We start from the raw sequence: 14,229 nt of genomic DNA, 5'->3' as shown, positions 1-14,229 counted from the left end.
TAGCTCAATCAATATGTTTACCGCGGGGTAGCCAAGTCGTGATCACAGCGCGTATCTGTTTTGCCCTGCTCATGATGTTTAGCCTGTCTCTTCAGGCCCAGACTGTCAAAGAGAGCTATTCATTTGCGGTGATTGGCGAACCCAAATACGCCGTAAATTTTGATCACTTCGACTACGTTAACCCCGCCGCCCCCAAAGGCGGCAACGTCACGCTGGCGGCGCTGGGGACCTTCGACAACTTCAACCGTTTTGCACTACGCGGTAACGCTGCCGTTCGCACTGAGTCGCTGTATGATGCCTTATTTACCACCTCAGACGACGAGGCCGGTAGCTACTATCCGCTGGTCGCCGAGCACGCCCGCTACGCCGATGACTATTCGTGGGTTGAGCTGACCATTAATCCTCACGCCCGTTTCCACGACGGCAGCCCTATTCTCGCCAGTGATGTCGCCTTCACCTTCAATAAATTCATGACCGAAGGCGTACCGCAGTTTCGCCTGATCTACAAAGGTACCACCGTCAAAGCTATTTCGCCGCTGACCGTCCGCATCGCGCTGGAAAAGCCGGGTAAAGAGGACATGTTGGGGCTGTTTACCCTGCCGATTTTGCCGGAGAAATTCTGGAAGGCACATAAACTCAGCGAGCCGTTGAGTACGCCACCGCTGGCCAGTGGCCCGTACCGCATCAGCGACTGGAAAATGGGGCAGTACATCGTCTACTCGCGGGTAAATGATTACTGGGCCGCCGATTTACCGGTTAACCGTGGACGCTGGAATTTCAATACGCTGCGCTACGATTACTACCTCGATGATAACGTAGCCTTTGAAGCCTTTAAGGCGGGCGCATTTGACGTGCGTACCGAAAGCAGCGCCAAGAACTGGGCCACCCGCTATATCGGGAAAAATTTTGCCAACGGCTATATCGTCAAAGATGAGCAGAAGAATAACGCCGCCCGTGATACCCGCTGGCTGGCATTTAATATCCAGCGCCCGGTGTTTGCCGACCGCCGGGTACGGCAGGCTGTCAGCATGGCGTTTGATTTTGAATGGATGAACAAAGCGCTGTTTTACAACGCTTACAGCCGCGCCAACAGCTATTTCCAGAATACCGAATACGCCGCACGAGACTATCCGAAAGCCGATGAACTGACGCTGCTGGCACCATTAAAAAATGAAGTGCCGCCGGAAGTATTCACCACTATCTACCAGCCGCCGACATCTAACGGCGACGGCTTCGACCGCGAGAATCTGCTAAAAGCGGGAAATCTGCTGACCGAGGCGGGATGGGTGCTCAAAGGCCAGCAGCGGGTCAACCCCAAAACCGGTCAGCAGCTGCGCTTTGAACTGTTACTGCCGTCCGGCGGCAACGATCAATGGGTTATGCCGTTTCAGCATAATTTACAGCGCCTGGGCGTCACCATGGACGTCCGTCAGGTGGATATCTCGCAAATTACCAACCGGCTGCGCAAACGTGATTACGATATGATGCCGAGCCTGTGGCGCGCCACGCCGTGGCCCAGCGCTGATTTACAGATCTCGTGGTCATCTGGATACATCAACTCAACCTACAACGCTCCAGGTGTTGCCAGTCCGGCAATCGACAGCCTGATTAATCAAATAATCCGCTGGCAGGGCAACCAACAGAAGCTCATCCCCCTAGGGCGCGCACTGGACAGAGTGCTCACCTGGAACTATTACATGCTGCCGATGTGGTTTATGTCCGGTAGCCGAATCGCCCACTGGGATAAATTTTCATACCCTGGTATTCACCCGCTCTACAGTTCTGGCACCGATGCGCCCGGCTTTGACACCTGGTGGTATGACGTTAACAAGGCGGCGAAGCTGCCCGCTTCCCGACGTTAAGGAGACTTTATGGGTGCCTACCTGATTCGCCGCCTGCTGCTGATAATCCCTACCCTATGGGCAATCATCACCCTCAACTTCTTTATCGTGCAGATAGCGCCCGGCGGCCCGGTTGATCAGGCGATTGCCGCGGTGGAATTTGGCCATCAAGGCACCTTGCCCGGCGGCGGTGGCAATATGGACGGCGGCCAATCGCGAGTCGGCATCAGCAACATCGCTGAAAGCCAGTACCGTGGCGGACGCGGCCTAGATCCGGAAGTGATCGCCGAGATAACCCAGCGCTATGGCTTCGACAAACCGCTGCACGAGCGCTATTTCAAAATGCTCGGCGACTATCTGCGCTTTGATTTCGGCAACAGCCTGTTTCGCAACGCGTCGGTCATGCAGTTGATGAAAGAAAGTCTGCCGGTATCGGCCTCATTAGGGTTGTGGAGCACATTAATTATCTACCTCGTTTCCATTCCGCTCGGCATCCGCAAGGCGGTGCATAACGGCAGCCGCTTTGATATCTGGAGCAGCACCGGCATTATTATCGGCTACGCAATTCCGGCGTTTTTGTTCGCCATCGTGCTGATCGTCTTTTTCGCCGGCGGTAGCTACTACGATATCTTCCCGCTACGTGGACTGGTGTCAGCCAACTTTGCCACCCTTCCCTGGTATCTGAAAATCACCGACTATCTCTGGCATATCACCCTGCCGGTGCTGGCGACGGTGATTGGCGGTTTCGCCGCGCTCACCATGCTGACCAAAAACTCGTTTCTCGATGAGATCCGTAAACAGTACGTGGTCACCGCGCGGGCAAAAGGGGTTGGCGAACAACAGATCCTGTGGAAACACATCTTTCGCAACGCCATGCTGCTGGTCATTGCCGGTTTCCCGGCCACTTTCATCAGCATGTTTTTCACCGGCTCGCTGCTGATTGAAGTGATGTTCTCTTTAAACGGGCTGGGACTACTGGGCTACGAGGCGACGGTCTCGCGCGATTATCCGGTGATGTTTGGCACGCTCTACATCTTCACGCTCATCGGCCTGCTAGCGAATATCATCAGCGACATCAGCTATACGCTGGTGGATCCGCGCATTGATTTTGAGGGCCGCTAACATGACGCTGAGCTCCGTTAACCAGGCGCGCTGGGCGCGCTTTCGTCATAACCGTCGCGGCTACTGGTCGCTGTGGATCTTCGCGGTTATCTTTCTCTGTAGTCTGTGCGCGGAGCTGATTGCGAACGATCGTCCGCTGCTGGTCAGCTATCAGGGCAGCCTCTACGCGCCGGTGCTGAAAAACTATAGTGAGAAAACCTTCGGCGGTGAGTTTGCGACCACCGCTGACTATCAGGACCCGTTGTTACAACAGCGGCTGGAGAACAACGGCTGGGTGCTATGGGCACCGATCCGCTTTGCGGCCAGCAGCATTAACTACAGTACGGATATCCCCTTCCCTTCCCCCCCGTCGAAACAAAACTGGCTCGGTACCGATGCCAACGGTCGGGACGTGCTGGCGCGCATTCTCTACGGGACTCGTATCTCATTATTATTTGGCCTGATCTTCACCCTCTGCGCCAGCGTCACGGGCGTACTGGTTGGCGCGATACAGGGTTATTACGGCGGACGCATCGACCTATGGGGTCAGCGCTTCATTGAAGTGTGGTCGGGTATGCCGACGCTGTTCTTGATTATTCTGCTCTCAAGCGTGGTGCAGCCGAACTTCTGGTGGCTGCTGGCGATTACCGTGCTGTTTGGCTGGATGTCGCTGGTCAGCGTAGTGCGGGCAGAATTTTTACGTACCCGAAATTTTGACTATATTCGGGCCGCGCAGGCGCTTGGCGTCGACGACCGCAGTATTATCCTGCGTCACATGCTGCCAAACGCGATGGTGGCTACACTGACTTTTATTCCATTTATTCTGTGCAGCTCAATAACCACTCTGACCTCGCTGGATTTTCTCGGCTTTGGTCTCCCGCTCGGCTCGCCATCGTTGGGTGAGCTGCTGTTACAGGGTAAAAATAATCTACAGGCTCCGTGGCTTGGGATCGCGGGTTTTCTCTGTGTGGCCGTCCTGCTGTCGCTGCTGATCTTTATCGGCGAAGCGGTGCGCGACGCTTTCGATCCTTCTAAGGCGGTATAAAGATGCAGCAGCCACTTCTGGACATTGACAACCTCTCCATCGCCTTTCGTCAGCAAGGCCGGATGACCACCGTGGTTGAAGAGCTGTCGTTAACGGTCAACGCCGGGGAAACGCTGGCGCTGGTCGGCGAATCTGGCTCGGGTAAAAGTGTGTCGGCGCTGTCCATCCTTCGTCTGCTGCCTGAACCGCCAGCCTGCTACCCGACCGGCGATATCCGCTTTAACGGCGAATCGCTGCTTCATGCCAGCGAGCAGACGTTACGCAGCGTACGTGGCAACCGTATTGCGATGATTTTTCAGGAACCGATGGTGTCACTGAACCCGCTGCATAACCTGGAGAAACAGCTTTACGAGGTGCTTTCGCTACACCGGGGAATGCGTAAAGAGGCTGCACGCGGTGAGATCCTCGACTGCCTTGACCGGGTGGGTATTCGCAATGCGGCCAAACGGCTGGCTGATTTTCCGCATCAGCTCTCCGGCGGTGAACGCCAGCGGGTGATGATCGCCATGGCGCTGCTAACGCGCCCGGAACTGCTGATTGCCGATGAACCGACCACGGCCCTGGATGTCTCCGTTCAGGCGCAAATCCTTCAGCTTTTAGGTGAACTGCGGGTTGAGCTGAACATGGGCATGTTGTTTATCACTCATAACCTCAGCATTGTGCGCAAGCTGGCCGATCGGGTAGCGGTGATGCAGCATGGCCGCTGCGTGGAACACAACCGCGCCGCGACACTCTTCGCCGCCCCTGCTCACCCGTATACCCGCAAGCTGCTCGACAGCGAACCAGCAGGCGAACCGATTGCTCTGCCGCCCGATGCCGCGACGCTGCTCGAAGTCAAGAAACTCAGCGTGGCGTTTCCTATCCGTAAGGGCATTCTGCGCCGGATAGTGGATAACAATCAGGTCGTCAAAGAGGTGAGCTTTACGCTGCGGGCAGGTGAAACGCTGGGGCTGGTCGGCGAGTCCGGTTCGGGCAAAAGTACCACCGGGCTGGCGCTACTGCGTCTTATTGCCTCTCAGGGAGACATTCGCTTCAATGGTGAGCCCTTACAGGGCCGCACGCGCAAGCAGATGTTGCCGCTGCGTCACCGTATTCAGGTCGTGTTTCAGGATCCCAACTCATCGCTGAATCCACGCCTGACGGCGTTACAGATTATTGAGGAGGGACTACGCGTGCATCATCCTGCGCTCTCAGCGAGCGAGCGCGAGCAGCAAGTTATTCAGGTGATGCATGAGGTGGGGCTGGAGCCTGAAACACGGCAGCGCTATCCTGCGGAGTTTTCCGGCGGCCAGCGTCAGCGTATTGCTATCGCCCGGGCACTAATTCTTAAGCCGCAGCTTATTGTTCTGGATGAACCCACGTCATCACTCGACCGTACGGTACAGGCGCAGATTCTGGCATTGCTCAAGGCATTACAGGAAAAGCATCGACTGGCCTATATCTTTATCAGCCACGATTTGCAGGTGATTCGTTCACTGTGCCACCAGGTTATCGTTCTGCGGCAGGGAGAGGTAGTCGAGCAAGGTGAGTGTCGGCGCATCTTTGCGGCACCGAAACAGGCGTATACGCGTCAGCTCATTGCATTGAGCTGACGGTTAAAACGGGTTGTTGCCAGAAAATGGTTCGGCTATTGCCACACCAAAATTCTTCAGTCGACAGGTTGCCGCAAACTCGTCCTGGCGCTTTACGAACAGGCACGGCTCGCCTTCGCACTCGAGCACCGAGCAGTCGACGGAGATATCGGTTAATGCCTGGCTTAACGAGTGCATTACCGGCCACGCCTTATCGCCGTCTGGGCTCAATAATTTAAGCGCCACCAGCGTGTTGTCATTTGACGTGCCGTTTTGCGGAATCGGTTCAACCTTCGAACCTGCAAAACCCGCAGACCAGCGATAGTCCTGCGGCAGTCGATGTACGATTGAGAGCTGAAATGTCATTACGTTCTTTCCCCGGAAGCAAAGGTGCTTCACAATTATTTCACATCCATATTAACACATTGTTGACAAATCGTCCTGTATCCCGAAAAAAAACGCCAGCATTCAACATTCTTCCTACGACATAGTTCGGTGTACTGATGCGTTTTCGCGCTATATGTACCCGTTTCTGTGATCTAACACAACCTTTTTATCTACAACAATGTGACTTTTTACACAAATGGATTTTACATAAAAGAAACATTACACCCTATCGGAAATGCAATTTCTGTTGATGTTTATCAAAAAAGGGACGTAATTCGCCCCTGGGATGAGGGATTATTGCGCGGTTTTTCGTGGGCGGCTGGCGTAGCGGTAGAAGAAAATCGAGCCGGTGGCACATAAAGCAATGGAAATGAGCATTGGCCAGGCGGTAGTAAAGGTCGCCATAGAGAGTAATGCGCCAACAATCGCGCCGATACCGAAGCGGAAGGTGCCTGCCAGCGACGACGCCGTCCCGGCCATATGCGGAAACTCATCGAGGATCACCGCCATTGCGTTGGAAGAGACCATCGACACGCAGCCGATAAATACCGCAATTCCCAGCACCAGCGACCAGAAGCCGACGTCCAGCAGCGCACACGCCACCATCCACACCGCCATTAAAAACTGAATCGTCAGCCCGGCACGGAACATCCACAGCGCTCCCATCCGGCGAACGAAGCGGCTGTTAATGGTGGTCATGATAAACAGGAAGACAATATTCAGCGCAAAGTAATAGCCAAAATGCTGTGGCGAAACGTGGTTCAGTTCAATGTAAACAAACGGGCCGGCGCTTAAAAACGAGAACATGGCGGCAAAGCTGAAGCCGCTGGCGAGCATGTAGGAGAGGACACGTTTATGGCGGAACAGCGAGGCAAAGTTGCCCAGCGTGGTGCGCAGGTGGAACGGTTGGCGTTTTTCGACGGCCAGGGTTTCATCAATAAAGAAGTAAACCATCGCCGAAGCTAATAGCGCCGCCACTGCCAGGATCCAGAAGATGGCGTGCCAGCTAAACCACACCAGCACCGCCCCACCGACGATAGGCGCAACCAGCGGCGCAATGGTGGTTACTAACATCACGAACGACATCATGCGCGAAAACTCTTCTTTCGGATAGATATCGCGCATTAAGGCGTTGATTACCACGCTTGCTGCCGCGGCCGCCAGGCCGTGGAAGAAGCGGGTCACGATGAGGTAGTCGATGGTCGGCGCCAGCGCACAGGCCGCCGCAGCGGCGGCGAATATCAATGTACCGCCGAGAATAACCGGCTTACGCCCAAGGCTATCCGCCATCGGCCCATACAGCAACTGACCGACAGCAAACCCAAGAATATAGGTGCTGAGGGTCATCTGTGCGCTGCCTGCCGGTACGCCGAATTGTGTTGAAATAACCGGCAGCGCCGGAAGGTACATGTCTATCGATAACGGCATCAACATGGCCAAAAGACCAAGGATAAACACGATACGTAACGATGAGCGCGGCCTGGACGTCACAATCTACCTCTGTGGTTTGTTAGCGCTCTGGCGCACCAACGCTGGCAATTTCTTCTTCGGTTAACGGGCGGTATTCCCCCGGTTCCATGTCTGAATCAAGAGCAATCGCACCGATACGTTCACGGTGTAAACCAATCACACGGTTGCCCACGGCGGCAAACATGCGTTTCACCTGGTGATAACGCCCTTCGGTAATGGTTAGACGCACTTCAGTCGGGGTGATAACTTCCAGCACCGCCGGTTGGGTCAGATCTTTCTCGTTGTGCAGCTGAACGCCTTTCGTGAACTGCTCGGCGGTATCATCGCTGACCGGGTTCTCCAGCGTCACCAGATAGGTTTTCTCGCAGTGATGGCGCGGCGAGGTGATACGGTGCGACCACTGGCCGTCATCGGTCATCAGGACCAGACCGGTAGTATCAATATCTAAACGCCCGGCGGCATGAAGCTTGTACGCAACCGGCTCATCAAGGAAATAAAGCACCGTTGGATGATCCGGATCGTCGGTCGAGCAGACGTAACCCTGAGGTTTGTTCAGCATAAAGTAGCGTGGGCCGTTCTGCTGCGTCAGCGAGTTACCTTCATAGGCAACCTCGTGTTCAGGTAGCAGTTTAAATGCCGAATCGCGCACCACTTCGCCGTCGATGGTCACGTGGTTGCCGCGGATCTGACGCCCGGCAATAGCACGGCTGACGCCGAGTTGCTGAGCGATAAACTTATCAAGTCGCATGAAGTATTTTTAGCCTGTAATAGTGCCGGGTGTCGGACTCAGCGTCCGAAAAAAGGGGTAGTAACAACCGGTAAGTATAACGGGCTTGTCATGTCACTCAAGTGAAAAGATTCATGGCATACTATTTGGCAGTTAAGGACAATCATCACGCTAATGACTTTTACACTACGCCCATATCAACAGGAAGCGGTTGACGCCACCCTGACCTATTTTCGTCGCCATACCCAACCGGCGGTTATCGTTCTGCCGACGGGTGCGGGAAAGAGCCTTGTTATTGCCGAGCTGGCGCGGCTGGCACGCGGCCGCGTGCTGGTGCTGGCACACGTCAAAGAGCTGGTTGCACAAAACCATGCGAAATACCTCGCGCTGGGTCTCGAGGCCGATATCTACGCCGCGGGTCTGAAACGCAAAGAGAGCCACGGTAAAGTGGTGTTTGGCAGCGTGCAGTCCGTCGCCCGGAATCTTGACCATTTCCAGGGAGAATTTTCGCTGCTGATTGTCGATGAGTGTCATCGAATCAGCGACGACGATGACAGCCAGTATCAGCAAATCCTGACTCATCTGGGGAAAGTAAACCCTCACATCCGCCTGCTGGGTCTGACGGCCACGCCGTTCCGCCTGGGCAAAGGGTGGATTTATCAGTTCCACTATCACGGCATGGTGCGCGGCGATGAAAAAGCGCTGTTCCGTGATTGTATCTACGAACTGCCGCTACGCTATATGATCAAACACGGCTATCTCACGCCGCCGGAGCGTCTGGATATGCCGGTGGTACAGTATGATTTCAGCCGTTTGCAGGCTAACAGCAATGGCTTATTTAGCGAAGCAGACCTCAACCGCGAGCTGAAACAGCAGCAGCGCATTACGCCGCATATCATCAGTCAGATTATGGAATTTGCCGAGGCGCGCAAAGGGGTGATGATTTTTGCCGCCACCGTCGAGCACGCCCGCGAAATTACCGGCCTGCTGCCCGCCAACGATGCGGCGCTGATAACCGGTGAAACGCCCGGCCCGCAGCGCGATGAGCTGATCGAAGCGTTCAAGCAGCAACAGTTCCGCTATCTGGTTAACGTTTCTGTGCTGACCACCGGTTTCGATGCCCCGCACGTCGACCTGATTGCCATTCTGCGTCCGACCGAGTCCATCAGTTTGTATCAACAGATTGTCGGCCGAGGTCTGCGTCTGGCACCGGGGAAAACCGACTGCTTAATTCTCGATTATGCCGGTAACCCGCACGATCTTTACACGCCGGAAGTCGGCTCGCCGAAGGGCAAAAGCGATAACGTCCCGGTGCAGATATTTTGCCCCGGCTGTGGTTTTGCCAACACCTTCTGGGGAAAAACGACCGCCGACGGCACTCTTATTGAACACTTTGGCCGCCGCTGTCAGGGTTGGCTGGAAGATGACGACGGCCACCGCGAGCAGTGCGACTACCGGTTTCGCTTTAAAAACTGCCCGCAGTGTAATGCCGAAAATGATATTGCCGCCCGCCGCTGCCGCGAGTGCGACACGGTGCTGCTGGACCCGGACGATATGCTGAAAGCCGCGCTCAAGCTAAAAGATGCGCTGGTATTACGCTGTAGCGGAATGACGCTTCAGGACGGGATGGATGAGAAAGGCGGCTGGCTGAAAATCACCTACTACGATGAAGATGGCGCCGACGTTAGTGAGCGCTTCCGCCTGCATACCCCCGCGCAGCGAATGGCCTTTGAGCAGCTATTTATCCGCCCTCACACCCGCACACCGGGTGTGCCGCTACGCTGGATTACCCCGGGCGACATCATCGCTCAGCAAGCGCTGCTGCGCGCCCCTGATTTTGTCGTCGCCCGCCAAAAAGACAGATACTGGCAGGTGCGCGAAAAAGTGTTCGACTATCAGGGGCGCTTTCGCCGTGCGGGCGAGCTACGCTAGCCGCCGGACTGTTTCACCCACAGCAGTTTGTCGGTCGGGAAGCCGAGACCCCGTGCGATGCTCAGGTAATTCTGCCGCACCTGGGGCGGCAGCGTTGGCGTGCGCGCTAAGATCCACAAGTAGTCGCGATTCGGCCCGCTAACCAACGCGTACTGATAGTCATCATCCAGCGCAATGACGTTATAGCCTCCGTAAAACGGCCCGAAAAATGAGACTTTTAGCGCGGCGGTGGTCGGTTCGCCGGTGAAATAAGCCTTGCCTTCGCTCTCTTTCCAGACGCCTTTTTGCGGGTCAAAACCACGATTTAACACCGAAATACCGCCATCCTGACGCTTACCGTAGGTAGCCGTCACCTGCTCTAGTCCCCGCTCGAAACGATTCTCCAGACGTGCAACTTCATACCATTTACCTAAATAGCGGCTGGCATCGAAATGGTTTATCGGCGTGACGCCTTTCGGCGGCGTGGGCGCACGACAGGCCACCAGCGCCAGTGAGATAGCAACCCCGGTCACAACGGGCCATAACTTCATGTAACCTCCCCTGCGGATTATTAATTTGTTAAGTGTAGAGGATAAAAAACTGACGCTAGCAGAAACAGAAGAATCTATGCTGTAGATATCACGCACGGTAAACGGAAGGGATCATGAACAATAAACCGACACTCGGGATTAGCGGTTGCCTGACCGGCGCGGCGGTGCGCTTTGACGGTGGGCATAAACGAATGGGATTCATCATGGATGAACTCGCCGAATGGGTGACATTCAAACCAGTCTGCCCGGAGATGGCTATCGGCCTGCCAACGCCTCGTCCGGCTCTAAGGCTCGTCAATACGACTGCCGGGGATACCCGATTACGCTTTAGCCTCGACCTGGATAAAGATATTACCGAGAAAATGCAGCATTTTACTGACGGCTACCTACCCAATGCCGCGGATTTTTCCGGCTTCGTGGTTTGCGCCAAATCCCCGAGCTGCGGCATGGAGCGGGTGCGGCTCTATGATGAACAAGGAAATCGGGGAGCCAAAGAAGGCGTTGGCTTGTTTACTGCGGCTCTGCGCCAGCGCTACCCGTGGCTCCCCATTGAAGAAGACGGGAGACTTCACGACCCTATTCTGCGCGAGAACTTTGTGGCGCGCATTTTTGCCCTGCATGAACTCAATGTGCTACGCCAGGATGGCCTGAGCCGCGGCGCCCTATTGGCGTTTCACAGCCGCTATAAACTGCATCTGCTGGCACACAGCCAGCCGGGATATCGCAAAATCGGTCCGTTTATCGCGCGTATTCATGAGTGGGATGATCTGGAGGCTTTTTTTGTCGTGTACCGGGAAAAGCTGATGGAGATTTTGCAGCAGCCCGCCTCGCGCAAAAACCACACCAACGTGCTGATGCATATTCAGGGGTACTTCCGCGAGCAGCTAAATGTGCGCCAGCGGGCCGAACTGCGCGATGTAATTGTGAACTACCACGCAGGGCGTCTACCGATCCTCGCTCCTTTAACGCTGCTACAGCATTATCTGGCTGAGCATCCCGACGATTACCTGCTGACGCAGAAGTATTTCGCACCTTATCCCGATAGCCTGCGGTTGCGCTTAACGGCCAACTGACCCACCCTACGCAAGCTATATCGCTGCCCAGCCTTTACTGGGCAGCCTCTCCTCCCGGCCAATTCGATGTTTTCATTGCCCGACAGGCAATTGGAGGCTATAATGCCGCCCGCTTTCACATCCGTGAAGCAGATCAATTGCCTGCTGCTGGGTCGCCTGTAGCAGGATTTATATAGAGAGCTATCAATGTTTACTTTCAATGCAGAAGCACGTAAAGAGCAGGGTAAGGGTGCGAGCCGCCGCCTGCGCGCAGCTAACAAGTTCCCAGCTATCATTTATGGTGGCGAAGCAGCTCCGGTTGCTATCGAACTGGATCACGACAAGCTGTGGAACCTCCAGAACAACGCTGAATTCTACAGCGAAGTTCTGACCATCGTTGTTGATGGTAAAGAAGAAAAAGTTAAAGCTCAGGCTGTACAGCGTCACCCGTTCAAGCCAAAGCTGGCTCACATCGACTTCGTTCGCGCTTAATCGCAGACGAGTCGACGTGACGGAAGAACGGCTCCTTACGGAGCCGTTTTTTTTTACCTTGTTGCCGCCTCCCGCACTACCGTTTCCTTCCCTGTTGCCGAAATTTTCTCGTTATTCACGCTGTCTGAAAGCGTCACTCCGCTGACCTGTGCAAAATTCCAGGCTTTGTCGGTATTTTCAAATGTGACGTGGTTAAACGGGCTATCGTGCAGGAACGTTATGTTGCTCGCCTGCACGTTACGGAACTTCACGTTACTAAACATCAGATTCTGATGATACGCATCGCGCGAATAGGTCATTCCGTACGCTGCCGTCATCTCCTGCATCGTCATCCCATCGACCATAATGCTCTTCTTCGCCGCCGTGCCATCGACGCTCACGTCCTGCACGGTAACATCGCGAAACTGCGCCGGTTCAGCCGCAGGCGTCGTATCATTGACGTCCGCGCTGTACTTGATGGTGAAGACAAACGGCTCCTTGGCCAAATCTTTCATCGCATTACTGCGGAACACCACGTCACGCGCGCCGCCGCCGTAGTAAGGACGACTTTTCATGCGCAGGCCAACGTCGGTGAGGTACATGACGTTATCTTCGGCGATGATCTTTTCGATCCATGCACCGGTATGGCTACCGGTCACTACCGCGCCGTGCCCTTTACGGAAATAGTTATTGAAGATCCACGCGCCGCTTTGCGCTTTCTGGCCAAAGGTTTCCACGCCTTTGCCAAAACCTGCCGCAAAGTTCATGCCGTCATCACCGGTATCAAAGAAGTTATTGAATATCAGGCCATTCTGGCTGTTGCCCAGCTCAATACCGTCGGCATTGTTGCCATCGAAGGTTTTATGCACCAGCGCATTCATGGTGATGTTTTCCGACTCTAGTACCATCACGCCGTGGAACGCCGGGTTGAGAATGGTCAGTCCTTCGATGTAGAGGTTGCTGACGCCACGCAGGGTCATCAGGCTGGAGCGGCGGTTTTTATAGGCGCTATCGCGGTCCATACCCTCAGCTACCGCCAGTTCAGTTTGGTTTTTCGCCAGAATGCCGTCATCGCCAACCTTTTTGGCGTTACTGGCGCGATACTGTGGCAGCGAGTTACCTAGCTCGTCGACAATAGACTCGGCTCCGCCATGCTTCACCCCGCGCGTCCAGCCATTACCATCGATAGTGCCTTTACCTACGATCCGAATATTACGGAATGTTCCTGCGTGCGAGCTCCCCTTATCATCGTCAGCCAGGGCGTTGATAAGCGATGGCGGACGCTTCGGCAGCGGGTTATCGGTATAAGGATAGAGATAATAGCCTTTGTTCAGCGGATACTGCGCGGGGTCTTCTGAGCCGAGCAGCGTTGCGTCTTCAGCAATTTCTAGCGTCATATCGCTGTGCAGGAACAGCGCGCCGGTTTTAAATACGCCGCCCTGTACGCTAACCTTGCATCCCTGCGGGTAACTGGCAATCGTACAGCTATCAATCGCTTGCTGTAAGGCAGCGGTATCGAGCGTTTTCCCGTCACCCACGGCGCCGGTCGTTTTCACATCCACTACATGAGGTTCCTGAGTGGTATGGAGAGTCACCGGCACACTGTCAATGGACTCATTACCATCGGAATACACCGCCCGCACGGTAAATTGATATTCGCTATCCGCCTTCAGGCCATCCACCGTAAAGGTGCGCAGATCGACTCTGTGCTGCCAGTTATCGCTATCCAGCGTCTGGTAGAAATTGTCGATATAGGGTTTGGCGGGGGAAAAGCTATCCTGATTATCCCGCGCGCTGCCAAGAAGCTGCCCGCTACGGTAGACATGGTAATCCACCACCTTATCAGCCTCCGCTAGCGGTTTTTCCCACACCAGCACCACTCTGTCGTCATCGGCGGATAGTACCGGTGACTGAACATTTTGTGGCGCAGCCGACGCCTCGCGCTGTGCGGCTGCACTATCATCGCAGCCGCTTGCGGCTCCTGCGAGCATGACCGTGGTTGCCAGCATAAGTCGGGAGGGTCTGAAGGTATTGTGCATATTTTATTTTTCCTCTCTGTTATTCGCGGTCGCCTGCAAATACCGCGTCCATGAGCCTCTTCC

12 protein-coding genes are annotated in these 14,229 nt (G+C 55.0%); 7 read left to right on the top strand and 5 right to left on the bottom strand.

The features are described from left to right. Positions 1–71 precede the first annotated feature (71 nt). From ABOC97_RS03780 to yejF, 4 genes are read left to right on the top strand one after another with little or no spacing between them, the layout of a single operon-like run. Positions 72–1,862 carry an extracellular solute-binding protein gene (locus ABOC97_RS03780; RefSeq protein ID WP_349594331.1) on the top strand — a complete coding sequence of 597 codons (1,791 nt, stop codon included), beginning with the start codon at positions 72–74 and terminating at the stop codon, positions 1,860–1,862. A 9-nt stretch (positions 1,863–1,871) separates the two neighbouring features. After that, positions 1,872–2,963 (top strand): microcin C ABC transporter permease YejB, encoded by a 1,092-nt coding sequence (locus ABOC97_RS03775; protein ID WP_349594251.1) that lies wholly within the window; start codon positions 1,872–1,874, stop codon positions 2,961–2,963. A 1-nt stretch (position 2,964) separates the two neighbouring features. Further along, positions 2,965–3,987, top strand: coding sequence for a microcin C ABC transporter permease (locus ABOC97_RS03770; RefSeq protein WP_349594248.1), 1,023 nt, complete (start codon positions 2,965–2,967; stop codon positions 3,985–3,987). 2 nt (positions 3,988–3,989) lie between these two features. Next, entirely contained in the window at positions 3,990–5,579 is a 1,590-nt protein-coding gene (gene yejF / locus ABOC97_RS03765) for a microcin C ABC transporter ATP-binding protein YejF (protein WP_349594245.1), read from the top strand. A 3-nt stretch (positions 5,580–5,582) separates the two neighbouring features. Here the strand turns inward: yejF and ABOC97_RS03760 are convergent, their stop codons facing one another. The 3 genes from ABOC97_RS03760 to rsuA all read right to left on the bottom strand — a co-directional run bounded on the left by ABOC97_RS03760 (position 5,583) and on the right by rsuA (position 8,163). Beyond that, entirely contained in the window at positions 5,583–5,924 is a 342-nt protein-coding gene (locus ABOC97_RS03760) for a YejG family protein (protein WP_234504183.1), read from the bottom strand. A gap of 315 nt (positions 5,925–6,239) precedes the next feature. Further along, a complete protein-coding gene (locus ABOC97_RS03755) occupies positions 6,240–7,436 on the bottom strand; it encodes a Bcr/CflA family multidrug efflux MFS transporter (RefSeq protein ID WP_349594242.1) in 1,197 nt (398 codons plus the stop codon). Positions 7,437–7,455: 19 nt separating this feature from the next. After that, the gene (gene rsuA / locus ABOC97_RS03750) at positions 7,456–8,163 is read right to left on the bottom strand and encodes a 16S rRNA pseudouridine(516) synthase RsuA (protein WP_349594239.1); all 708 of its coding nucleotides are present in this window, start codon (positions 8,161–8,163) and stop codon (positions 7,456–7,458) included. Between the two features lie 153 nt (positions 8,164–8,316). Here rsuA and ABOC97_RS03745 point away from each other — a divergent pair, with 153 nt between their 5' ends. Further along, positions 8,317–10,074 (top strand): DEAD/DEAH box helicase, encoded by a 1,758-nt coding sequence (locus tag ABOC97_RS03745; protein WP_349594236.1) that lies wholly within the window; start codon positions 8,317–8,319, stop codon positions 10,072–10,074. Here the strand turns inward: ABOC97_RS03745 and ABOC97_RS03740 are convergent. After that, positions 10,071–10,604 carry a lipocalin family protein gene (locus ABOC97_RS03740; RefSeq protein WP_349594233.1) on the bottom strand — a complete coding sequence of 178 codons (534 nt, stop codon included), beginning with the start codon at positions 10,602–10,604 and terminating at the stop codon, positions 10,071–10,073. The two genes, ABOC97_RS03745 and ABOC97_RS03740, sit on opposite strands and share 4 nt — an antisense overlap. 113 nt (positions 10,605–10,717) lie before the next feature. Here ABOC97_RS03740 and ABOC97_RS03735 point away from each other — a divergent pair, with 113 nt between their 5' ends. Together ABOC97_RS03735 and rplY are read left to right on the top strand one after the other, a co-directional pair. Continuing rightward, the gene (locus ABOC97_RS03735; RefSeq protein ID WP_349594231.1) at positions 10,718–11,677 is read left to right on the top strand and encodes a YbgA family protein; all 960 of its coding nucleotides are present in this window, start codon (positions 10,718–10,720) and stop codon (positions 11,675–11,677) included. Between the two features lie 186 nt (positions 11,678–11,863). Then, a complete protein-coding gene (gene rplY, locus ABOC97_RS03730; protein ID WP_061279436.1) occupies positions 11,864–12,148 on the top strand; it encodes a 50S ribosomal protein L25 in 285 nt (94 codons plus the stop codon). A gap of 53 nt (positions 12,149–12,201) precedes the next feature. On the opposite strand, the gene ABOC97_RS03725 is transcribed toward rplY, so the two are convergent. Then, the gene (locus tag ABOC97_RS03725) at positions 12,202–14,166 is read right to left on the bottom strand and encodes a glycosyl hydrolase family 28 protein (protein WP_349594226.1); all 1,965 of its coding nucleotides are present in this window, start codon (positions 14,164–14,166) and stop codon (positions 12,202–12,204) included. Positions 14,167–14,229: the final 63 nt, after the last annotated feature.

The organism is Kluyvera huaxiensis (assembly GCF_040149365.1).
GTDB lineage: Bacteria > Pseudomonadota > Gammaproteobacteria > Enterobacterales > Enterobacteriaceae > Kluyvera > Kluyvera intermedia_A.
Note: the sequence above shows the minus strand (reverse complement) of the source record. Positions and strands in the feature narration are given on the sequence as shown.

Bases quoted from the DNA above. Each gene is read 5' to 3' on its own strand.
- ABOC97_RS03745 (WP_349594236.1), top strand. From the start codon at position 8,317: ATGACTTTTACACTACGCCCATATCAACAGGAAGCGGTTGACGCCACC.
- ABOC97_RS03770 (WP_349594248.1), top strand. From the start codon at position 2,965: ATGACGCTGAGCTCCGTTAACCAGGCGCGCTGGGCGCGCTTTCGTCAT.
- ABOC97_RS03735 (WP_349594231.1), top strand. From the start codon at position 10,718: ATGAACAATAAACCGACACTCGGGATTAGCGGTTGCCTGACCGGCGCG.
- rsuA (WP_349594239.1), bottom strand. From the start codon at position 8,163: ATGCGACTTGATAAGTTTATCGCTCAGCAACTCGGCGTCAGCCGTGCT.
- ABOC97_RS03760 (WP_234504183.1), bottom strand. From the start codon at position 5,924: ATGACATTTCAGCTCTCAATCGTACATCGACTGCCGCAGGACTATCGC.
- yejF (WP_349594245.1), top strand. From the start codon at position 3,990: ATGCAGCAGCCACTTCTGGACATTGACAACCTCTCCATCGCCTTTCGT.
- ABOC97_RS03725 (WP_349594226.1), bottom strand. From the start codon at position 14,166: ATGCACAATACCTTCAGACCCTCCCGACTTATGCTGGCAACCACGGTC.
- rplY (WP_061279436.1), top strand. From the start codon at position 11,864: ATGTTTACTTTCAATGCAGAAGCACGTAAAGAGCAGGGTAAGGGTGCG.
- ABOC97_RS03775 (WP_349594251.1), top strand. From the start codon at position 1,872: ATGGGTGCCTACCTGATTCGCCGCCTGCTGCTGATAATCCCTACCCTA.
- ABOC97_RS03740 (WP_349594233.1), bottom strand. From the start codon at position 10,604: ATGAAGTTATGGCCCGTTGTGACCGGGGTTGCTATCTCACTGGCGCTG.
- ABOC97_RS03780 (WP_349594331.1), top strand. From the start codon at position 72: ATGATGTTTAGCCTGTCTCTTCAGGCCCAGACTGTCAAAGAGAGCTAT.